General features: G+C 59.9%; 14 protein-coding genes. 5 read left to right on the plus strand and 9 right to left on the minus strand.

Annotation, left to right across the window (positions count from 1 at the left end; all coding sequences use genetic code 11):
• Positions 1–80: 80 nt before the first annotated feature.
• From phnN to phnF, 9 genes are read right to left on the minus strand one after another with little or no spacing between them, the layout of a single operon-like run.
• A complete protein-coding gene (gene phnN, locus PO881_RS12050) occupies positions 81–629 on the minus strand; it encodes a ribose 1,5-bisphosphokinase (protein ID WP_101762816.1) in 549 nt (182 codons plus the stop codon).
• Positions 629–1,765: an alpha-D-ribose 1-methylphosphonate 5-triphosphate diphosphatase gene (phnM, locus tag PO881_RS12055; protein WP_280171832.1), complete on the minus strand. Its 1,137-nt coding sequence runs from the start codon at positions 1,763–1,765 to the stop codon at positions 629–631. Before phnM ends, phnN begins: the two co-directional genes overlap by 1 nt.
• Positions 1,762–2,466, minus strand: coding sequence for a phosphonate C-P lyase system protein PhnL (gene phnL / locus PO881_RS12060; RefSeq protein ID WP_222233639.1), 705 nt, complete (start codon positions 2,464–2,466; stop codon positions 1,762–1,764). Before phnL ends, phnM begins: the two co-directional genes overlap by 4 nt.
• 14 nt (positions 2,467–2,480) lie before the next feature.
• The gene (gene phnK / locus PO881_RS12065; protein ID WP_101762819.1) at positions 2,481–3,242 is read right to left on the minus strand and encodes a phosphonate C-P lyase system protein PhnK; all 762 of its coding nucleotides are present in this window, start codon (positions 3,240–3,242) and stop codon (positions 2,481–2,483) included.
• Positions 3,232–4,080: an alpha-D-ribose 1-methylphosphonate 5-phosphate C-P-lyase PhnJ gene (locus PO881_RS12070; protein WP_008105508.1), complete on the minus strand. Its 849-nt coding sequence runs from the start codon at positions 4,078–4,080 to the stop codon at positions 3,232–3,234. The genes phnK and PO881_RS12070 overlap by 11 nt, the downstream gene beginning before the upstream one ends.
• Positions 4,073–5,149, minus strand: a complete 1,077-nt coding sequence (locus PO881_RS12075; protein ID WP_280171833.1) for a carbon-phosphorus lyase complex subunit PhnI — start codon at positions 5,147–5,149, stop codon at positions 4,073–4,075. The genes PO881_RS12070 and PO881_RS12075 overlap by 8 nt, the downstream gene beginning before the upstream one ends.
• Positions 5,149–5,724: a phosphonate C-P lyase system protein PhnH gene (gene phnH, locus PO881_RS12080; RefSeq protein ID WP_110868344.1), complete on the minus strand. Its 576-nt coding sequence runs from the start codon at positions 5,722–5,724 to the stop codon at positions 5,149–5,151. Before phnH ends, PO881_RS12075 begins: the two co-directional genes overlap by 1 nt.
• Complete coding sequence (phnG, locus tag PO881_RS12085) at positions 5,724–6,170, minus strand: phosphonate C-P lyase system protein PhnG (RefSeq protein WP_101762822.1); 447 nt, start codon at positions 6,168–6,170, stop codon at positions 5,724–5,726. The genes phnH and phnG overlap by 1 nt, the downstream gene beginning before the upstream one ends.
• Positions 6,167–6,883 carry a phosphonate metabolism transcriptional regulator PhnF gene (gene phnF, locus PO881_RS12090; protein WP_280171834.1) on the minus strand — a complete coding sequence of 239 codons (717 nt, stop codon included), beginning with the start codon at positions 6,881–6,883 and terminating at the stop codon, positions 6,167–6,169. The genes phnG and phnF overlap by 4 nt, the downstream gene beginning before the upstream one ends.
• 311 nt (positions 6,884–7,194) lie before the next feature.
• On the opposite strand from phnF, the gene PO881_RS12095 reads away from it, so the two are divergent.
• From PO881_RS12095 to PO881_RS12115, 5 genes are all read left to right on the plus strand, one after another.
• Positions 7,195–9,378 carry an EAL domain-containing protein gene (locus PO881_RS12095; RefSeq protein ID WP_280171835.1) on the plus strand — a complete coding sequence of 728 codons (2,184 nt, stop codon included), beginning with the start codon at positions 7,195–7,197 and terminating at the stop codon, positions 9,376–9,378.
• Positions 9,379–9,551: 173 nt separating this feature from the next.
• Entirely contained in the window at positions 9,552–10,979 is a 1,428-nt protein-coding gene (locus PO881_RS12100; RefSeq protein ID WP_280171836.1) for an Ig-like domain-containing protein, read from the plus strand.
• A 338-nt stretch (positions 10,980–11,317) separates the two neighbouring features.
• Positions 11,318–14,755, plus strand: coding sequence for an Ig-like domain-containing protein (locus PO881_RS12105; protein ID WP_280171837.1), 3,438 nt, complete (start codon positions 11,318–11,320; stop codon positions 14,753–14,755).
• A gap of 249 nt (positions 14,756–15,004) precedes the next feature.
• Positions 15,005–19,054, plus strand: coding sequence for an Ig-like domain-containing protein (locus tag PO881_RS12110; RefSeq protein WP_280171838.1), 4,050 nt, complete (start codon positions 15,005–15,007; stop codon positions 19,052–19,054).
• A gap of 248 nt (positions 19,055–19,302) precedes the next feature.
• The gene (locus PO881_RS12115; RefSeq protein WP_280171839.1) at positions 19,303–23,382 is read left to right on the plus strand and encodes an Ig-like domain-containing protein; all 4,080 of its coding nucleotides are present in this window, start codon (positions 19,303–19,305) and stop codon (positions 23,380–23,382) included.
• Positions 23,383–23,512 lie beyond the last annotated feature (130 nt).

Below are 23,512 nucleotides of genomic sequence, written 5' to 3' on the forward strand. Positions count from 1 at the left end.
GTTGCACTCCATCTCTTCTGAGCTGTTGATTGCACGCTATTACGGGCAAAACGGATGAAAGCTTGATGACAGTAAAATGATTAAACGGTGACAGCGGCTGGATCGGTCAGCAACTGGCGCAGCGTTAGCAGTGTTTCGCTCAACGCACCATCATTATTCAACGCATAACAGTGCGCGGGCAGCGGTTCGGCGGCACGCGCCAGCCGTTGCGCGATCTCCGCTTCTGACTCGCGCCCACGCTGCCGCAAACGCGCTTCCAGCACCGCTGGCGAAACCTGTAACACCAGCGGCAGCAGCTGCGTGCCGTAATGCTGCTGCACCATCGGCAGATGCAGGCGCGAACCGTTCACCAGCACGTTCATTCCGCGCGCCAGCCACAGATCGATCTCCTCACCCAGCCCGTAATACATGCCGTGCGCCTGCCAGCTGACGGCGAACAACCCCAGCGCCTCGCGCCGTCGAAACTCGGCTTCGCTTAGCGCCACATGGTTCTCGCCGCCCGCATCGGCGGCGCGCGTAATGTAGCGATGGGCGATCAGCAAATTCTCCGGCGGCGCTTCGCGCAGCGCGTTCAGCAGGCTGTCTTTGCCCGCGCCCGAAGGCCCGGTAAGCCAGATCAGGCGCGCCATCAGAACACCCGCTTGCCTTGCGACCAGACGTGACGAATGTGCGAATGACCATGATCGGTATGCACCAGCACTAAATCGGCACGCAGTCCTTCGGCGATGCGCCCGCGATCGTGCAGGCCAATCGCCCGCGCCGGATTGCGGGTCACCAGCGCGGCCGCCTGCGGCAGCGTCAGCGTGTTGCGCTCATCGGCCACCAGCCGGAACACCGCATCGAGCAAGCTGGCGGGATAGTAGTCGGAGGAGAGAATATCCAGCAGGCCGTGACTCGCCAGTTCCGCTGCCGCCACGTTGCCGGAGTGCGAACCGCCGCGCACGATGTTGGGCGCGCCCATCAGCACCTGCATGCCGCAGTCACGTGATGCGCGTGCCGCCTCCAGCGTGGTGGGAAATTCGGCGATGGCGCTGCCGACCGCATGTGATTCGGCAACGTGCGCCGCCGTGGCATCATCGTGGCTGGCCAGCGGAATGCCGCGTGAACGGCACAAGCTGGCGATGGCGTTGCGGTTAGGCGTGGAGAACTCGGCGGCCAGCGCCAACTGCTCACGCTCAAACTGATCCATCTGCTCGTCGTTGAGCTGATATTTGCCCTGATAATAGGTGCGATACATCTCCAGCGAGGCGTACTGGCGCTGGCCCGGCGAGTGATCCATCAGCGACACCAGCGACAGCTCCGGCGTGTTGATCAGCGCTTCAAACAGCGGCAGCGTGGTGTTGTGCGGCAGCTCGCAGCGCAGATGCAAATGGTGATCGGCGCGGTTAATGCCTTTGCGATTGCTGTCCTGAATCGCATCGATCATGTTGGTGAGATTATCCAGACGATGGCCGCCATCGCGGACGTCGCCGACGCCAATCGCATCCAGCACCGTGGTGATGCCGCTGGCGGCCATCAGCGCATCGTGGCTGCTCATCGCCGAATAGGCGGGCCAATCCACCTTCGGACGTGGCGCAAAGAACTTGTCGAGGTTATCGGTGTGCAGCTCCACCAAACCCGGCAGCAGGAAGGCGTTTTCGCCATCCAGCGCGCCCGGCTGTTGGCTGACGCTGTCGCTAAAGCTGGCGATGCACCCGTCACGGATTTCCAGCGATCCCGTTACCACTTCGTTTTCCAGCACCAGCTGGACGTTGTTGACGATCATGCTTCTGCTCCTGCTTGCATTGGCTGCATGACGTGCAGGCGATCGGCCACGCGTGCGCGCACCGCTTCGTCATGGAAAATTCCGACAATGGCGGCACCGCGGGCGCGCGCCTGTTCAATCAGTTCCACCACCGCAGCGCTGTTGGCGCTGTCGAGCGAGGCGGTTGGCTCATCCAGCAGCAGCACCGGATAGTCGGCGATAAAGCCGCGTGCGATGTTAACGCGCTGCTGTTCGCCGCCGGAGAAGGTGGACGGCGCCAGTGACCATAAACGCTCCGGCACGTTGAGGCGCGTCAGCAGCTCTTTGGCGCGCTTTTCGCAGAAGGCGCGCTCGGTGCCGCGCTCCAGCAGCGGCTGCATCACGATCTCCAGCGTGGGCACGCGTGGGATGACACGCAAAAACTGGCTGACCCAGCCGACGGTGTGGCGGCGAATCGCCAGAATCTGGCGGGCGGGCGCGTTGGCCATGTCGATCCATTCGCCCTGATGTTGCAGCCAGATGTGACCGCTGTTGGCCTGATAGTTGCCGTACAGCGCGCGCAGCAGCGTGGATTTGCCGCTGCCGGAGCGGCCATGTAGCACCACGCATTCGCCGCCGCTAACGTCAAGATTGGCGTCCTGCAATACCGGCAGCGCGGCGCCGCTTTGGTTGTGCAGCACAAAGGTTTTGCTCAGATGCTCTACGCGCAGTAAAGGTTGCATAGTGATGTCCGCCATTAGTTAAGCACCGATGAAACCAGCAGCTGCGTATACGGATGATGCGGATCGTCCAGCACCCGGTCGGTCAACCCGCTCTCCACCACGCGCCCCTGCTTCATCACCAGCAGGCGATGCGCCAGCAACCGCGCCACGCCGAGATCGTGCGTCACAATCACCACCGCCAGATTCAGCTCACGTACCAGCGTGCGCAGCAGATCCAGCAGGCGCGCCTGCACGGATACATCGAGCCCGCCGGTTGGCTCATCCATAAACACCAGCGTCGGCTGCGTCACCAGGTTGCGCGCAATCTGTAAACGCTGCTGCATGCCGCCGGAAAAGGTGGTGGGCAGATCGTCGATGCGATTAGCGGGGATCTCCACATCCTGCAGCCAGCGCATCGCCTCTTGACGGATATCACCGTAATGCCGCTGGCCCACCGCCATCAGCCGCTCGCCGATGTTGCCGCCGGCCGTGACCTGCGGACGCAAACCATCCAGTGGATGCTGATGCACCACGCCCCATTCGGTGCGCAGCAAGCGGCGGCGATCGCTCTCGCTCAGTTGATAGAGATCCTGTGCGCGATAAAGAATGTTGCCCTGCTGCGGCGCTAAGCGTGCTGACAGGCTGCGCAGCAAGGTGGTTTTGCCCGATCCGGATTCCCCAACAATGCCTAACACTTCGCCAGGATAGAGTTCAAAACTCACCTCTTCAAACCCTTTGCCGGGCGCGTAAAGGTGCGTGAGATGGTTGACCGCAAGCAGCGGCTGTTCACTGTGCATGCTGTTGTTCCTGCTGCTGGTGGCAAAAATCGGTATCGGAGCAGACAAACATGCGCGTACCGGCGTCATCCATCACCACCTCGTCGAGGTAGCTGTGGCGCGAACCGCACAGCGCGCAGGGTTCTTCCCACTGCTGCACGCTGAACGGGTGATCGTCGAAGTCGAGGCTTTCCACTTTGGTATACGGCGGCAGCGCATAGATGCGTTTCTCACGTCCGGCACCAAACAGCTGCAGCGCCGGCATCATGTGCATTTTGGGGTTGTCGAATTTGGGGATCGGCGACGGATCCATCACGTAGCGATCGTTGACCTTCACCGGATAGGCATAGGTGGTGGCGATATGGCCGTAGCGGGCGATATCTTCATACAGCTTCACCTGCATGATGCCGTACTCCTCCAGCGCGTGCATGGTGCGGGTTTCGGTCTCACGCGGCTCGATAAAGCGCAGCGGCTCAGGGATCGGCACCTGGAAAATCAGGATTTGATCTTCTTCCAGCGGCGTTTCCGGAATGCGGTGACGCGTCTGGATCAGCGTGGCATCACGGGTCGCTTCGGTGGTGGCCGCGCCGCTGACGCGCTGGAAGAAGCGACGAATGGATACCGCGTTGGTGGTGTCATCCGCGCCCTGATCGATCACTTTCAGCACATCGGCATCGCCAATAATACTGGCGGTGATCTGAATGCCGCCGGTGCCCCAACCATAAGGCATCGGCATTTCGCGTCCGGCGAACGGCACCTGATAACCGGGAATCGCCACTGCCTTCAGAATGGCGCGGCGGATGGTGCGTTTGGTCTGCTCATCCAGATAACCGTTGTTGTAGCCGGTTAACTCACTCATGGTTCTGCTCCTGATGCGGTTGGCGCAGTTGCTTCAGCAGCTCAAGCTCCGCCTGGAAATCGACGTAGTGCGGCAGTTTGAGATGCGAGACAAAGCCCGCCGCTTCGACGTTGTCGGCATGCGACAGCACAAACTCTTCGTCCTGCGCCGGGCCGGCAATGCGTTCGTGGTACTCCGGCGCCTGCAGCGCGCGATCCACCAGCGCCATCGCCATCGCTTTACGCTCGGAACGGCCAAACACCAGGCCGTAACCGCGCGTAAAGTGCGGCGCGCTGTCAGTTTCGGTGGTGAAGCCGTTCACCATCTCGCATTCGGTCAGCAGGATTTCGCCAATCTCAATCTCAAAGCCCAACTCTTCCGGGCAGATTGACACGCTGAGATAACCGGTACGAATTTCACCGGCGAACGGATGGTTGCGGCCGTAGCCGCGCTGCGTCGAGTAGCCGAGCGCCAGCAGAAAACCTTCGTCGCCGCGCACCAGCTGTTGCAGCCGTGCGGCGCGCGTAGCCGGATAGCCTGGCGGTTCACGCGTGATGTCGCACGGCTCGCAGCCGTCATCCTCTTCGCGTGCCGCCAATCCTTCCGCCGTCATCATGCTGAACACGTGCGGACAACGTTGTGGCAGCGCCTGATCGTCGCGCGGCGCGGCAGGCGTTTCGCCATTCGCCAGCAGGGTGAAATCGAGCAGGCGATGGCTGTAATCGTAGGTTGGGCCGAGCACCTGGCCGCCCGGCAAATCTTTGTAAACTGCTGAGATACGGCGTTCGAGGCGCATATCAGCGGTTGCCAGCGCCAGGCTATCGGCGAGGCGCGGCAGCGTGGTGCGATAGGCGCGTAGCAGGAAAATCGCTTCCACCAGATCGCCGCTCGCCTGTTTAATTGCCAAAGCCGCCAGCTGCGGATCGTAGATGCCGCCTTCGGTCATCACGCGATCGACCGCTAAACCCAACTGTTGCGCCACCTGATCGCAGCCCAATTCGGCGACCTCGCGATCGCCACGACGCAGATCGGCCTGCAGCTGATGGGCGCTGGCTATCGCCTTTTCGCCCCCTTTGACCGCAACGTACATCAGCACACCTCCACGTCGGTGGTGCGTGGCAGCGCCATCATCGCTTCACCGCAGGTGAAAATCAGATCCACACCTTGCGGGAACGGATGTGGGCGCTCACGCAGATAGTGCAGAATCGCCTCCGGCAGCTGCGGCGCAACGGCGCGCGGCTCACGTAAGCCGGGACCGGAAAGACGCAGCGTTAAGCCACCGCTCAGTGACGGCACTTCCACAATCAGCGTGGTGCTTTTTTCCGGGGACATGTTGTCGCCAGAAGCAAACAGCGCCGGATCCGGATTGGCCGCCGCGTGCGTCAGCGCAAAGGGGGCATCGCGCTCATCGACAATCGGCACGCCGGTGTGGAAACGCAGGTTGCTGCGTACCACGTCATTATCGATGCGGCCATCCAGCCACAGCGCGCTCTCCTGATCGACTAGCGTCAGCAGCACCGCCGTGGCCGCCGGCGAGAGATCGCCCCAGCCCTGTTGCAGCGGCAGCGATACCATCACGCCCGGCTCGCTCATCGCTTTGAGGATGCGGCGGAACGCACGTTGGGCATCGGCCACCGGATGGGTAAAACTTGCCAGTAAAGTCATCAGTTATCTCCGCGAACCAGCGTAAAGAAATCCACTTTGGAGCTGGCGATTTCACGCGCGCGCAGCTGTCGCTGCTCTTCACGCAGAGCCGCCAGCGGGGCAATCAATTTTTCCTGCAACAGCGCCTGGGTTTCCGGCTGTTGCAGCAGCGCATCAATTAGCGCGCAGCGTTCGGCGTGCGCTTTGTCGCGCCCCAGCACGTAGCTAAAGCCGAGCGTACCGTCGTGCAGCTTCACCACCGCACGCGTCACCGTGGCATCGCCCATCACAAAGCGCTTGCCGCTGCCGCCCATGCGCGCCTGCAGGCGGGTTAAGCCGGTTTCTGCCGGACGGATGCGTTCAAAATCAGTATTGATACGTAACGGCTGCCAGTGCGCCTCAAGCTGGCGGGCTTCACTGTGCGCCAGCACCGAGAGCCAATGCTGGCGGGCGGTTTGCTGTGTCATTCGTGCTCCAGAGTCAGTTCAATCATGTCGCCACGCGTCAGGCTGACGGAGTATTCCGCTACCTGACCGTCGCTGTGTTTATTCAGGGTGCGCACACACAGCAGCGGCGACTGCAGCGCAATCTCCAGCTGCTTGCACTCTTTGGCTTGTGCACGACGCGTGCTGATGCGGGTTTGGCTGCGCGTCAGGCTCAGGCCAAGCTGCTGCTGCATAAAGTCGTGCAGTGAACCGCTGTGGAACTGTTGCAGCGCCGGCCACCAGCTGAGTTGCGCCAGGAAGTGGTTAATGACGCACACCGCCACGCCATTGACGCGGCGCAGCGTGCGCAAGTGGATAACGTTGTCACCTTCGTTGACGCCCAGCGCGCTCGCCACATCACTGCTCGCCGGACGCAGCACCGCCAGCAGACGCTCGCTGGTGGGATGGCTGCCCTGCTCCATCAGGTTCTGGCTGAAGCGCGCCTGCGCATGCAGCGGATAATCGTACGGCCGCATTAGCACCAAAATGCCCACGCCGTGACGCCGTTGCAGCAGGCCTTTATTGACCAGCTCATCCACCGCGCGCCGCAAGGTGTGACGATTCACTGCGTAGTGATCGGCCAGCTGCTGTTCAGAAGGCAGATAATCGCCACAGCGATAGTGCTCCTGCAGCGCCTGCTCAAGCTGGGCGGCAACGGCTTGATAAACAGTGGTCGGATGTCTGGATATCTCCATCACGCTCAATACCTCATTCGCATTGGTTGAGGAACGCAGCGGTCTTGCTGCGGGATGGCGATTACATTGCGCATGTCAGATGACAGCGCCGTGACGGCTCAATGACGGGCGGATGAATTTGTTTTAGGGCAGCAGAATCACCGCGAAACGGACGGCGTTTTTAATAAATTATTTTTAACTGTTCTGTTTGTGACAGCATTCAAAAAATTAACGCTAATTTACATCACGCTTTCATCTCCCCTACAGAATACAGCCTGCGGATGTTCTGCTAGGTTAAAGGATGAACCCTTCTTGTCAGGCCAACTTTTAAAATGATTAACGCAATAAAACTATCGGATGGTTTTCGCCGCAACTTTGTGCGTGAAGTTATTTTGCCGCTGCTGGCAATTTTGCTTCTGACCTTCATCGGCGCGGGCGTGGGTCTGTTCTGGGGCACAGCGTTAAGCAATAACGAAGCGCGCGATCAGCAACAGCGCATGATACAGGCTTCGTTTACCCAGAGCCTGACGGAACATCTGCGCCAGCTGCGCAGCCTGACGCGCTGGTCACCGCTGGCCGATCAGCTGGCGTCGTCGCATCCCGACCAACGCTGGCTGACGCAAAATGTCGGCGGCTGGCTCTATGACATGTTTGATCACCAGTTGGTGGTGCTGCTGGACCGCGACAACCAGCTGATTAACGTGTGGCGCAATGGCCAGCCGGTGCCGGACAAGCGCATCGGCCCTTATCTGCAGGACATGCTGAACAGTCCGCTGGTGCAAAACAGCGATGTGGTAGCCGGCCCCACCGATCACGCCGATTTCGTGCGCATCGGTCAACGCGCCGCCGCGCTGGCGGTGGGCGATATCAGCAGTACCAAACAGGCCGGGCGCTATCGTCTGGTAAGCATTAAGTTTCTCGACGATGGCTATCTGCGCAACCTCGCCGATCGCAGCCAGCTACGTCAGTTGCATTTCAGCGACAGCGAGCCAGCGGGAAAAACCAAAGCGCGCTATCTGCTGAATTCACAACAGGGCGAACCGGTCGGTTATCTCAGCTGGAATCCCGATAAGCCCGGCGCGCAGATGTTACGCACCCTCGGCCCGTCTACCTTGCTGTCGGTGATCCTGATTACCGTGCTGTGTTTGGTGATGGTGCGCCGCATCTGGACCTCGTCACTCAAGCTGTCGCAGTCGCTGCTGAAACTCGGTGCCAGTGAAGCGCAGGCGCAACATCTGGCCTTTCATGATGTGTTAACCGGTTTGCCCAATCGTTCCCTGGTGGAAGATCGCTTAACCCAGGCGCTGGCGCTGGCCGGACGCCACGATCAGCGCGTGGCGCTGCTGCTGCTGGATCTTGATCGCTTCAAAAATATCAATGATACCTACGGCCATCACGCCGGCGATGAGTTGATTATTGAGGTGGCGCGCCGACTCCATGAGATTGTGCGCACCAGCGACACCGTGGGCCGCATCGGCGGCGACGAGTTCATCATCGTGATGCCGGATGTGGAGAATATTGGTCAGGTGCAATCGCTGGCGAAACGCATCATCAGCCGCCTTAGCGAACCGTATCAGCTGGTGGGCAGCGAGCTGTGGGTGGGTGTCAGCATCGGTCTGGTGCTGGCGCCAAAAGACGGCATTGATCGGCTGGAGCTGATGCGCAAAGCGGATATCGCGCTTTATGACGCCAAAAACCACGGACGCGGCCAGTATCGCCAGTTCGAAAAAGTGATGGATGAATCGCTGCGCACCCGTCAGCAGATGGCGGCGGATTTGCGTCAGGCGCTGGTGAAGTTTGACGGATTAGCGGTGTGGTATCAGCCGCTAATGGATATCAGCGGCCAGCAGGTGGTGGGCCTGGAGGCGCTGCTGCGTTGGCATCACGCCATGCGCGGCGACGTTGCACCGGGTGATTTCATCGCCATCGCCGAAGAGACCGGCATGATCATCCCGCTCGGCGAATGGGTGCTGCGCGAAGCCTGTAAAACGTCGCTCAAGCTGCCGGATATTGTGGTGGCGGTGAACGTCTCGCCGGTGCAGTTCCGCGCGGTGAATTTTGTTGAGCGCATCATCCATATCGTGCAGGAAGAAGGTGCCGATCCGCAGCGCATGGAGCTGGAGATCACCGAAGGCGTGCTGATCGAAGATGAACACGAGGCGCGCAACAGCATCATTGCGCTGCGCGAAGCCGGCTTCCGGATTGCGCTGGATGATTTCGGTACCGGCTATTCAAGCCTTAATTACCTCAGCAGCTTCCCGGTGGACAAAATCAAGATTGATCGTTCGTTTACTCAGTCGCTGGGCGTGGCGCAGAACTCTACCGCGATTGTGGAATCGGTGGTGCGGCTGGGTCACGCGATGGGCTTAACGGTGACCGCCGAAGGCGTGGAAACCGAAGGCCAGAAAAACGCGCTGGCCGATGCAGGCTGTAATCAGCTGCAAGGCTATTTGTTTAGCCACGCGGTGCCGCTGGATGACATTTTAACCATGTTGCCGCCCGCTTCGCGCCCTTAACGCCGCCGCGCGGCGGCCGCAGACTGCCGCGCTTTTCTCGCTAACGCATTGAAAAGCCACATGCGCATCGGGACCATTCTCGTACCCTGATTAACGCGTTTAACCCACTCTCTCGTCTGTGCGCCTGCTAAGCAGGCGTCGATCCCTTCTTTTACTCTGTTAAGGAACCACAGATGAAACCACGCTATCCGGATTACACCCTCGACACCGACCGCGCGTCGCGTGAAAACGGTTCAACCGCCTATATCGCGCTCGATAATTCAACTTATGTGATTGAGCAAACCGCTACCAAATCCCTGAGCAGTTTCCCCGAAAGCCTCGTCAGTGACACACCGGTAAGCTACGCGCACCAGCCTTCGTCCTACGCTTACGGCGTAAAAGCCGTCACCCCGGTTATTCGCTATGCCTGGGATGACGTTGGACAAGAGCAAGGCATGCGCGCCAGCGGCAACCGCACCGACGATGCCGCCCCGACTCTGCGCGGCACCGGCCCAGCGAACACTTACATGGACATTATGTTCACCAACGGCAGCGTAACCCGCTACAACGGCATCACCACCGACGCTGACGGTAACTGGAGCTGGACGCCACGCGCCGATTTGGCCGACGGTACCTGGACGTTTACCGTCCAGGCCGACGGCCAGGAGACGTGGAGCAATGCGTTCACGCTGGTCATCGACACCCCGGCGGCACCGGACGCGCTGATCACCCACATCTACGATAACGTGGGCAGCGAGCAAGGCGAACGTTTCAGCGGCAGCATTACCGATGATGCGATGCCGACCCTGCACGGCACCGGACCGGCTAACACGCTGATTGATATCCTGTATACCGATGGCGGCAGGGTGCGCACTAACAGCACCTTCACCGACAACGAGGGCAACTGGAGCTGGACGCCCTGGCAGAATCTAAATGACGGCTACTGGACGTTCCAGGTGCAGGTTGAAGGCGCACCGAGCTGGAGCCAGAGCTTCGCGATCACCATTGATACGCCGGAAGGCCGTATCGCGCTGCGCGATGCCGAGATCACCCATATCACCGATAACGTCGGCAGCGATCAGGGCGACCGCTTCAGCGGCAGCATCACCGACGACGCGCTGCCAACCCTGCACGGCACCGGTCCGGCGAATACGCTGATCGATATTCTGTATACCGATGGCGGCAAGGTGCGCACCAACAGCACCTTCACCGACAACGAGGGCAACTGGAGCTGGACGCCCTGGCAGAATCTGAAAGACGGCTATTGGACATTCCAGGTGCAGGTGGAGGACGCACCGAGCTGGAGCCAGAGCTTCGCGATCACCATTGATACCTCGGCTGATACGGCAAGCAGTGATGACGCGTTCAGCAACGGGTTTACGTCACTGAGTTTTGGCGACCTGTTATCGGTTGTTGATAGTGACGTTTTGATTGATAACGGTAAAACGCAGTACATGCTGGACAACGACGCCAGTAACGTGGTGAAGCTGGAGGATATTTTATCCGGCAACGATATTGACGGCTGGCAACAGCAGCAAGGCACCCTCACCGTGGCGGGTGTTCAATATGATGTTTACCACTACACAGATGAGACAGAATTACTGGTGCAACACGCCGTTTAATCGGCATTAAGTGAGAGCCGTATTAACCAAGCCATGCCGCCTTTGCTGCATGGCTTTTTTGTTTTTGGGCAGCGTTAAATGAAGTGCGCGTGAGTCCGGTTTAATGCCGATCAATTAAGCGCCGTAGCAAATCACCGCACCTTCCGTAGCGGCGCGATTCATCGCGCAATGCTGACGGCCGCACCCCACCCGGCACTGCGCCACTCCAGGAATTTTCCTCCTTTGCAGACGGTTCTTGATACGGGCCCGTTACGCGCTGCTCTACCATTCCCGCCGCCGTGCGATGTCGCGCAGTCCGCGCCGCACCTCCTTTGACAACACAATTATGGACGATACCTATGAATGACTTATTAGCCCGCAGCCCGGTGTTCTATCGCGAAAGCGCCGACGGCAGACTGGTGTTCGGTAACAAAACCGCGCTGGAGCCCGGCGGCTTTATCGAGCTGGTGATTGGCACCGACACGTTCCGCGTCCCGGTAGACGACAAGGGCTTTTACCGCTGGGAGGCGCCGACGCCCTACGCCGACGGCGAGTACAGCTTCTCCATCCGCCACTTTGACGCCGCCGGCAACCGCAGCACGCCGACCCTCGGCACCGTGATTGTCGACACCACCGCGCCGGCCGCGCCCAAACTGATTAACCTCTACGACGACCAGGGCGCAGTGACCGGCAGCTTCGACGCCGGCAAAGCCACCGACGACAAACGCCCGACGCTGACCGGCATCGCGCAGAAAGGCAGCACCGTTTACCTGCTCAACGATAAAAATGAAAAAATCGGCAGCGCGGTAGCGGACAAGGTCACCGGCCAATGGGTGATAGAGCCATCGCAGGACCTGAACGACGGCGTTAACAGCCTGCGCCTGATGGCCGAAGAGACCTTCGGCGGCAAGCTGCGCGCCGGCGCGCCTTCACCGGCCTTTGACATTGTGATTGCCGGCGACGACGTCAGGGTCACCATCACCGACGCGCTTGACGACGCGGGCAGCTTCACCGGCTCGCTCGGCCACGGCGCGCTCACCGACGACGCCACCCCGACCCTGCGCGGCGAAGTCTCCGCCGGCAGCACCGTCATCGTCTATTACCGCCTCGCCGGCAGCCCGACCTGGGCCGGCAGCGCCACCGCCACCGTCAGCGGCGACAGCTGGAGCTGGACGCCGGGCAGCAACCTGCCCGACGGCCGCTATGAGTTCCAGGCCAGCACCGGCGAGGTCGCCTCGGTGCTGTTCGAACTGGAAATCGCCGGCACGTCCGGCATCGCCCAGCGCACCCGCATTGAGTCCGTGACGGACGACTTTGGCCCCGTTACCGGCCCGCTGGCAAACGGCGCCATGACCGATGACGCCACGCCGACCTTCCAGGGCCGCGCGGAGGCCAACAGCCAGGTGGTGATTCGCTACACGCTGGCGGGCGGCGCGGCCGCCTCCGTCACGGTTAACGCCGACAGCACCGGCCACTGGCGCTGGACGCCGGGCGTCAACCTGGCCACCGGTCAGTGGACGTTTGACGTGAAGTCGCAGGGCCAGTCCGGCTGGAACGACAGCTTCACGCTGACCATCAACCCGGACGCCGACCGCAACGCCACCATCGACAGCGCACTGGACGACTTCGGCCCGGTCACCGGCAGCCTGAGCAGCGGCAGCAGCACCGACGACACCACGCCAACCCTGCGCGGCAGCGGCCCGGCCAACAGCACCATCACGCTGCGCTACAAGCTGGGTTCGGGCGAGTACGCCTCTACCACGGTGAACGTGGACAGCAGCGGCCACTGGACGTGGACGCCGTCCGCGCTGGCGAAAGGCAGCTGGACCTTCGAGGTGCAGAAGGCCGGCCAGAGCGGCTGGAGCAGCTTCACGCTGACCATCGACCCGGACCTGGACCGTAACGCCACCATCGACAGCGCCTGGGACGATTTCAGCGTGGTCACCGGCAGCCTGGCGAGCGGCGGCAGCACCGACGACACCACGCCAACCCTGCGCGGAAGCGGCCCGGCAAACAGCACCATCACGCTGCGCTATAAAATGGGGTCGGGCGAGTACGCCTCCACCACATTGAACGTGGACAGCAGCGGGCACTGGACGTGGACGCCGTCCGCGCTCGCCAAAGGCAGCTGGACCTTCGAGGTGCAGAGGGCCGGCCAGAGCGGCTGGAGCAGCTTTACGCTGACCGTCGATCCGGCGCTGGACCTGAAGCCGAGCATCGACAGCGCCTGGGACGATTTTGGCGCGGTAACTGGCAGCCTGAAGAGCGGTGACATCACCGACGACAGCACGCCGACCCTGCGCGGGCGCGGCGTGGCCGGCAGCGTGATTTATTTCCAGAGCGGTACGTGGGACGGCTCGTGGTACGACGTGGGCAGCACCGTGGTGAAAGCCGACGGCAGCTGGGAGTGGGCCTCGCCGGCGCTGAGCCACAGCACCACCTGGGAGTTCCGGGCGATGGCCAGACTGGGCGGCGCTGACAGCGAATGGAGCGGGAAGTTTGTGCTGGAGTACAACAACCCGGCGCCGACCATTACCGACGCCTTCGATGATTTTGGTGCCGAAACCGGCAGCCTCGCCAGCGGCGATACCACCGATGACCAGACGCCAACCCTGCGCGGCACCGCGCCGGCGGACAGCGTGGTGATGATCCGGGCACAGCATGCATCGGGTGAGACAACTTACAGCGTGCAGGCGGATGCGGATGGGAAATGGAGCTGGACACCGGACAAAGCCCTGCCGAAAGGGGACTGGGATTTCCAGGTGAAACAATCCGGAGCGGAGAATTGGGGTGAATCGTTTGAGCTGAATATTATTAAAGAATACTCAGGAAAATGGGGGGAGCTGGATTTTGAAAATGTGTCAAAACGAACATTCGTAACTGGGTCGGCATTAACTTTCAATGACAACTCCGAAGTATGGATCGGAGGTCATTCCAACAATGTTACAATCGCACATTTAGTCAAAACACCTAAAGATGCACCTGATAGCTGGGGTGAGCAATGTCTATATTTTTCACAAATAGGAGGTATGTTCCTTTGGAACAATAAGAATATAACAAAGAAAGATTGTAAATTTTCTGAGTTAGGATGTGATATTTGGAATAATAGCGGTCTCGATACAACGTTTAGGCTTTATTATACAGACCGTCCTAACAACACGAAAATACTAAGATTTACTGTCAAGGCTGGTGAGATCTTTTCATTCAATAGCGCAGATTATATAGGAAATGATATTCACTGGTTTGATTTAGGCTTGCTTATCGATAATAATGATTATTATGGTGGTATTTATTTTGATAATGTTTATTCGGTAGAAGAATATACCGTCTCTTCAATGGATTATGACGGACCCGAAAACATCATCCACTTCCTCGACGCCGTCGACGAATTTACCGATCACCCCATCACCGGCAGTGAAACCCAGGTGGATACCCTGCAGTTAACCGGCAAAGATCAGCTGCTCGATTTATCTCAGCATAAAGCAGAGATTCAATCGGTGGAGATCTTTGATATTCGCGGCAGCGGGGATAATACGTTGAAGATCGATCTGGATGCGCTGCTGCATTACGGCGAAAAAGATCTGTTTATCGAAGACGGTAAAACCCAGCTGATGGTGAATGGCGATGCCGGCGATGTGGTGCAGCTGAAAGATATTCTGCCGGAAGGCAGCGATATCAGCGAATGGCAGCATCAGCAAGGCACGGTGACGGTCGCGGGCGTGGAGTACGAGGTTTACAGCCACGGCGACGACGCGGAACTGCTGGTGCAGCAGGGGGTGAAAACCGAGCTGATTTAACGGTTAGATCCTTTATCATCTGTCTGGAAAGCCACCGAAATTCGGTGGCTTTTTTTTGCTGTTTATCAGCACGTTCAGGGGTTTTGGCATTGTGCCCCGCCCGGCACTGCGCCGCTCCAGGAATTTTCCTCCTTTGCAGACGGTTCTTGATACGGGCCCGTTACGCGCTGCTCTACCATTCCCGCCGCCGTGCGATGTCGCGCATTCCGCGCCGCACCACCTTTGACAACACAATTATGGACGATACCTATGAATGACTTATTAGCCCGCAGCCCGGTGTTCTATCGCGAAAGCGCCGACGGCAGACTGGTGTTCGGCAACAAAACCGCGCTCGAGCCCGGCGGCTTTATCGAGCTGGTGATTGGCACCGACACCTTCCGCGTCCCGGTGGACGACAAAGGCTTTTACCGCTGGGAGGCGGCGACGCCCTACGCCGACGGCGAGTACAGCTTCTCCATCCGCCACTTTGACGCCGCCGGTAACCGCAGCACGCCGACCCTCGGCACCGTGATTGTCGACACCACCCCGCCATCCGCGCCGGACCTGATTAACCTCTACGACGACCAGGGCGCCGTGACCGGCAGCTTCGACGCCGGCAAAGCCACCGACGACAAACGCCCGACGCTGACCGGCATCGCGCAGAAAGGCAGCACCGTTTACCTGCTCAACGACAAAAATGAAAAAATCGGCAGCGCGGTGGCGGACAAGGTCACCGGCAAGTGGGTGATGGAGCCGTCTCAGGACCTTAACGACGGCGTTAACAGCCTGCGCCTGATGGCCGAAGAGACCTTCGGCGGCAAGCTGCGCGCCGGCGCGCCTTCCGAGGCGTTTGACATCGTGATTGCCGGCGAGGACGTCAAAGTCACCATCACCGACGCGCTTGACGACGCGGGCAGCTTCACCGGCTCGCTCGGTCACGGCGCGCTCACCGACGACGCCACCCCGACCCTGCGCGGCGAGGTCTCCGCCGGCAGCACCGTTATCGTCTATTACCGCCTTGCCGGCAGCCCGACCTGGGCCGGCAGCGCCACCGCCACCGTCAGCGGCGACAGCTGGAGCTGGACGCCGGGCAGCAACCTGCCCGACGGCCGCTATGAGTTCCAGGCCAGCACCGGCGAGGTCGCCTCGGTGCTGTTCGAGCTGGAAATCGCCGGCACCGCCGGCATCGCCCAGCGCACCCGCATTGAGTCCGTGACGGACGACTTCGGCCCCGTCACCGGCCCGCTGGCAAACGGCGCGATGACCGATGACGCCACGCCGACCTTCCAGGGCCGCGCGGAGGCCAACAGCCAGGTGGTGATCCGCTACACGCTGGCGGGCGGCGCGGCCGCTTCCGTCACGGTTAACGCCGACAGCACCGGCCACTGGAACTGGACGCCGGGCGTCAGCCTGGCCACCGGTCAGTGGACGTTTGACGTGAAGTCGCAGGGCCAGTCCGGCTGGAACGACAGCTTCACGCTGACCATCAACCCGGACGCCGACCGCAACGCCACCATCGACGGCGCGCTGGACGACTTCGGCCCGGTGACCGGCAGCCTGAGCAGCGGCAGCAGCACCGACGACACCACGCCGACCCTGCGCGGCAGCGGCCCGGCGAACGGCAGCATCACGCTGCGCTATAAGCTGGGTTCGGGCGAGTACGCCTCTACCACGGTGAACGTGGACAGTGCAGGCAAGTGGACGTGGACCCCGTCCGCGCTGGCGAAAGGCAGCTGGACCTTCGAGGTGCAGAAGGCCGGCCAGAGCGACTGGAGCAGCTTTACGCTCACCGTCGATCCCACGCTGGACCGTAACGCGACCATTAACGGCGCCTACGATGATTTTGGAACCGTTAAGGGCATTATCGCTAACGGCGGCATCACCGACGACGCCACCCCAACCCTGAACGGCAGCGGACCGGCAAACAGCGTGATTTCGCTGCGCTACAAGCTCGGCAGCGGCGGCTACGCCTCCACCACCGTGAACGTGGATGCGGCCGGCAACTGGACCTGGACGCCGTCCGCGCTGGCCAGCGGCAAGTGGACCTTTGAGGTGCAGAAGCCCGGCCAGAGCGGCTGGAGCAGCTTCACGCTGACCATCGATCCGACCGTGGACCGTAAACCGACCATCGACAGCGCCTGGGATGACGTGGGCCCCACCACCGGCCTCATCAGCAACGGCGGCACCACCGACGACAGCACGCCAACCCTGCGCGGCACCGGCCCGGCGAACAGCACCCTCATGCTGCGCTACTTCCGCCTGGCCACTATGTTTGATGGCACCATCAAAGTGGACGCCAGCGGCAACTGGACGTGGACCGCGCCGGAGCTTACCGACGGCAACTGGACCTTTGAGGTGAAAAAAGAGGGGCAGCACGAGTGGAGCAGCTATGAGCTGAACATTGACTCCAGCGCCGACCGCTACCCGACCATCGACGGCGCCTGGGATGACGCGGGCCCGGTGACGGGAAGCCTGAGCAGCGGCAATAGCACCGACGACACCACGCCGACCCTGCGCGGCAGCGGCCCGGCCAACGGCAGCATTACGCTGCGCTATAAGCTGGACGGCGGCAGCTACGCCTCCACCACGGTGAACGTGGACAGTGCAGGCAAGTGGACGTGGACGCCGTCCGCACTGGCGAAAGGCAGCTGGACCTTTGAAGTACAGAAGGCCGGCCAGAGCGGCTGGAGCAGCTTCACGCTGACCATCGACCCGGCGCTGGACCTGAAGCCGACCATTGACAGCGCCTGGGACGATTTCGGCGCGGTGACCGGCAGCCTGGCGAGCGGCGACGCCACCGACGACAGCACGCCGACCCTGCGCGGGCGCGGCGTGGCCGGCAGCGTGATTTACTTCCAGAGCGGCACGTGGGACGGCGCGTGGGAAAACGCCGGCAGCACCGTGGTGAAAGCCGACGGCAGCTGGGAGTGGACCTCGCCGGCGCTGAGCCATAACACCACCTGGGAGTTCCGGGCGATGGCCAGACACGACGGCGCTGAGAGCGAATGGAGCGGCAAGTTTGTGCTGGAGTACAACAACCCGGCGCCGACCATTACCGATGCCTTCGATGATTTTGGTGCCGAAACCGGCAGCCTCGCCAGCGGCGACACCACCGATGACAACACGCCAACCCTGCGCGGCACCGCGCCGGCCGACAGCGTGGTGATGATCCGTGCGCAGTATGCGTCGGGGGAGACAACTTACAGCGTTAAGGCGGATGTGGATGGAAAGTGGAGCTGGACGCCAGATAAAGGCCTGGCAAAAGGGGACTGGAATTTCCAGGTTAAGCAATCCGAAGCGGAGAACTGGGGAGAAACTTTTGAGCTGAATATCACTAAGGAATATTCAGGAAACTGGGGGATATTAGATTTTGAAAATTTGGCCGGTCAAAGTTTTGAAACTGAGAGTAAAGCCCGCTTTAGTGTTAATTCCAAATTATATTTCATAGGTAATTCCACCGGGACATTTTTTGCCAAGGTAGCTGAAACACCGGATAACGCACCTGCTAATTGGGGTAATCAGTGCCTTTCTTTTCTTAAACCTGGGGGCTTCGATGTATTACCGAATGAGTTAAACTGGGGGAAATCATCTACGTTTTCGGAGTTTGGATGTAATATTTGGAATAGTGGAAGTCGAGACGCCACTGTTACATTTAGATATCAAGTTTCTGATGAAATTACATACAAAGAAATTAAATTTATAGTTAAAGCTGGAGAACTATTTACATTTGATAGCACAGATTATACAGGAATAGGTATATCTCATTACAAAGCGTTTAGTTTATATTTTGAAGATAATTTCGCCGGAATTTATCTTGATAATTTATATACGGTTGAACAAGATATCCTTATCCCACCGGTAGACTTTGACGGACCCGAAAACATCGTCCACTTCCTCGACGGCGTCGACGAATTAACCGATCACCCCATCACAGGCAGTGAATCCCTAGTCGATACCCTGCAATTAACCGGTAAAGATCAGCTGCTCGATTTATCTCAGCATCAGGCAGAGATTCAATCGGTGGAGATTTTTGATATTCGCGGCAGCGGGGATAATACGCTGAAAATTGATCTGGATGCGCTGCTGCATTACGGCGAAAAAGATCTGTTTATCGAAGACGGTAAAACCCAGCTGATGGTCAACGGCGATGCCGGCGACGTGGTGCAGCTGAAAGATATTCTGCCGGAAGGCAGCGATATCAGCGAGTGGCAGCATCAGCAGGGCACGGTGACGGTCGCGGGCGTGGAGTACGAGGTGTACAGCCACGGCGATGACGCGGAACTGCTGGTGCAGCAGGGGGTGAAAACCGAGCTGATTTAACGGTTAGTTCGTTGCAGGTTTGTCTGGAAAGCCACCGAAATTCGGTGGCTTTTTTTGTTGTTTGTCAGCACGTTCAGGGGTTTTGGCATTGCGCCCCGCCCGGCACTGCGCCGCTCCAGGAATTTTCCTCCTTTGCAGACGGTTCTTGATACGGGCCCGTTACGCGCTGCTCTACCATTCCCGCCGCCGTGCGATGGCGCGTTGACCGCGCCGCACCACCTTTGACAACACAATTATGGACGATACCTATGAATGACTTATTAGCCCGCAGCCCGGTGTTCTATCGCGAAAGCGCCGACGGCAGACTGGTGTTCGGTAACAAAACCGCGCTCGAGCCCGGCGGCTTTATCGAGCTGGTGATTGGCACCGACACCTTCCGCGTCCCGGTGGACGACAAGGGCTTTTATCGCTGGGAGGCGCCGACGCCCTACGCCGACGGCGAGTACAGCTTCTCCATCCGCCACTTTGACGCCGCCGGCAACCGCAGCACGCCAACGCTCGGCACCGTGATTGTCGACACCACCCCGCCATCCGCGCCCGACCTGATTAACCTCTACGACGACCAGGGCGCCGTGACCGGCAGTTTCGACGCCGGCAAAGCCACCGACGACAAACGCCCGACGCTGACCGGCATCGCGCAGAAAGGCAGCACCGTTTACCTGCTCAACGACAAAAATGAAAAAATCGGCAGCGCGGTGGCGGACAAGGTCTCCGGCAAGTGGGTGATAGAGCCATCGCAGGACCTGAAAGACGGCGTTAACAGCCTGCGCCTGATGGCCGAAGAGACCTTCGGCGGAAAGCTGCGCGCCGGCACGCCTTCTCAGGCGTTTGACATCGTGATTGCCGGCGACGACGTCAAGGTTACCATCACCGACGCGCTTGACGACGCGGGCAGCTTCACCGGCTCGCTCGGCCACGGCGCGCTCACCGACGACGCCACCCCGACCCTGCGCGGCGAAGTCTCCGCCGGCAGCACCGTTATCGTCTATTACCGCCTCGCCGGCAGCCCGACCTGGGCCGGCAGCGCCACCGCCACCGTCAGCGGCGAGACCTGGAGCTGGACGCCGGGCAGCAACCTGCCGGACGGCCGCTACGAGTTCCAGGCCAGCACCGGCGAGGTCGCCTCGGTGCTGTTCGAACTGGAAATTGCCGGCACCGCCGGCATCGCCCAGCGCACCCGCATTGAGTCCGTGACGGACGACTTTGGCCCCGTTACCGGCCCGCTGGCAAACGGCGCCATGACCGATGACGCCACGCCGACCTTCCAGGGCCGCGCGGAGGCCAACAGCCAGGTGGTGATTCGCTACACGCTGGCGGGCGGCGCGGCCGCCTCCGTCACGGTTAACGCCGACAGCACCGGCCACTGGCGCTGGACGCCGGGCGTCAACCTGGCCACCGGTCAGTGGACGTTTGACGTGAAGTCGCAGGGCCAGTCCGGCTGGAACGACAGCTTCACGCTGACCATCAACCCGGACGCCGACCGCAACGCCACCATCGACAGCGCACTGGACGACTTCGGCCCGGTCACCGGCAGCCTGAGCAGCGGCAGCAGCACCGACGACACCACGCCGACCCTGCGCGGCAGCGGCCCGGCGAACAGCGAGATTACGCTGCGCTATAAGCTCGGCAACGGTGGCTACACCTCCATCACGGTGAACGTGGACAGCAGCGGCCACTGGACGTGGACCCCGTCCGCGCTGGCCAAAGGCAGCTGGACCTTTGAGGTGCAGAAGGCCGGCCAGAGCGACTGGAGCAGCTTTACGCTCACCGTCGATCCCACGCTGGACCGTAACGCGACCATTAACGGCGCCTACGATGATTTTGGGACCGTTAAGGGCATTATCGCTAACGGCGGCATCACCGACGACGCCACCCCAACCCTGAACGGCAGCGGACCGGCGAACAGCGTGATTTCGCTGCGCTACAAGCTCGGCAGCGGCGGCTACGCCTCCACCACCGTGAACGTGGATGCGGCCGGCAACTGGACCTGGACGCCGTCCGCGCTGGCCAGCGGCAAGTGGACCTTTGAGGTGCAGAAGCCCGGCCAGAGCGGCTGGAGCAGCTTCACGCTGACCATCGACCCGACCGTGGACCGTAAACCGACCATCGACAGCGCCTGGGATGACGTCGGCCCCACCACCGGCCTCATCAGCAACGGCGGCACCACCGACGACAGTACGCCAACCCTGCGCGGCACCGGCCCGGCGAACAGCACCATACTGCTGCGCTACTTCCGCCTGGCCACCCTGGTTGAAGGCACCATCAAAGTGGACGCCAGCGGCAACTGGACGTGGACCGCGCCGGAGCTTACCGACGGCAACTGGACCTTTGAGGTGAAAAAAGAGGGGCAGCACGAGTGGAGCAGCTATGAGCTGAACATTGACGTCAGCGCCGACCGCTACCCGACCATCGACAGCGCGCTGGACAACGCCGGCCCGGTGACCGGCAGCCTGAGCAGCGGCAGCAGCACCGACGACACCACGCCGACCCTGCGCGGCAGCGGCCCGGCCAACGGCAGCATTACGCTGCGCTATAAGCTGGACGGCGGCAGCTACGCCTCCACCACGGTGAACGTGGACAGTGCAGGCAAGTGGACGTGGACCCCGTCCGCACTGGCGAAAGGCAGCTGGACCTTTGAGGTACAGAAGGCCGGCCAGAGCGGCTGGAGCAGCTTCCAGCTCACCGTCGATCCGGCGCTGGACCTGAAGCCAACCATCGACGGCGCCTGGGACGATTTCGGCGCGGTGACCGGCAGCCTGGCGAGCGGTGACACCACCGACGACAGCACGCCGACCCTGCGCGGGCGCGGCGTGGCCGGCAGCGTGATTTACTTCCAGAGCGGCACGGCGGGCGGCTCGTGGTACGACGCGGGCAGCACCGTGGTAAAAGCCGACGGCAGCTGGGAGTGGACCTCGCCGGCGCTGAGCAGAAACGGCACCTGGGAGTTCCGCGCCAAAGCCAGCCACGGCGGCGTCGACAGCACCTGGACCGGAAAATTTGTGCTGGAGTACGTGGCGTCCGCGCCAGCGGTGCCGACGATTACCGATGCGTTCGATGATTACGGCGCATCAACCGGCAGCATTGCTAACGGCGGCACCACTGACGATGAAACCCCGATGCTGCGCGGAACGGGCGTGCCCGGTAGCGTGATCATTATTGAGTATGGTCTGACAACCGGCAGCTGGATATCAGCCGGCTCAGCACTTGTGCAGGCCGACGGAAAGTGGGAGTTTACCTCACCGAAACTGTCTGAGAATGGCGACTGGGAATACCGCGCAAAATCCGTGATGGGTTCCAGTGAAAGCGACTGGAGCGATAAATTTGGCGTGCATTTTGAAAGTCCGGGGGCTTCGGGTGGGGATGAAGGGGTGGAGGATTTCGAGAGTTATGAGGAGGGTTACAAACAGGATAATGGGCCACTTTATTTAAATAATGGATTAAAGTATGAATCATTTTGGACATTTATTAGCTATGGAAAGGATGTTAAGGTTTATCCCGACGCTGGCGTACAATGGACATCGAAGAGTCAAGGTTTAGTTATTGTTCGAAGGATTGACATTTCTACTTATCAGCAAAAAATGAACCGATTATCATTTGGCGAAGAAACCAGTGCGGTCAGCTTCGATTATCATGGTAGCTTCTTTAGCACTAACAAAGCTAAGCTTTATGACAAAGATAATATTTTAATTGGAGAAATTCTTTTCGAAAAAACCCCTAACGACATTATCAAAGAGACATACTTTCGTGCACCTCATGGTAAAATGATTTCATACATCGAATTCGAACTTGAAAACAGCCTTCACACTCCTCCACCTAATATCTACAATAGACTTAATATTGATAATCTACGCTGGGGTGATAAAGCTATTGAGCATCATGATAACATTATTAGCAATCAGGATATTACGCCCCCCGAAGATGGAGTCCAAATTATTGCTGATGTAAATAATATTTACGCAAAAAAAATTATTATTGAGGCAGATGAACCACATTTCGATTTGCATAATCTTGAGCGCGAAGCTAATTCACTCACTACCATCCAGTTAAGTGAAAACGGCGACGTAGAACTGAAGGTTTCGATTGAAGACATTCTGCATCTGGGCCAAAAAGATCTGTTTATCGAAGACGGTAAAACCCAGCTGATGGTGAACGGCGATGCCGGCGATGTGGTGCAGCTGAAAGATATTCTGCCCGAAGGCAGCGATATCAGCGAATGGCAGCATCAGCAGGGCACGGTGACGGTCGCGGGCGTGGAGTACGAGGTTTACAGCCACGGCGATGACGCGGAACTGCTGGTGCAGCTGGGGGTGAAAACCGAGCTGATTTAAAGGGTAGATCGTTGCAGGTTTGTCTGGAAAGCCACCGAAATTCGGTGGCTTTTTTTGTTGTTTACCCACTCAGAAACTTCAGGCATCGCGCCCCGGCTGGCATTGCGCGATAAATCGCGCCGCTACGTTG

The organism is Pantoea sp. SS70, from assembly GCF_029866845.1.
In the GTDB taxonomy this organism is placed as follows: Bacteria; Pseudomonadota; Gammaproteobacteria; order Enterobacterales; family Enterobacteriaceae; genus Pantoea; species Pantoea leporis.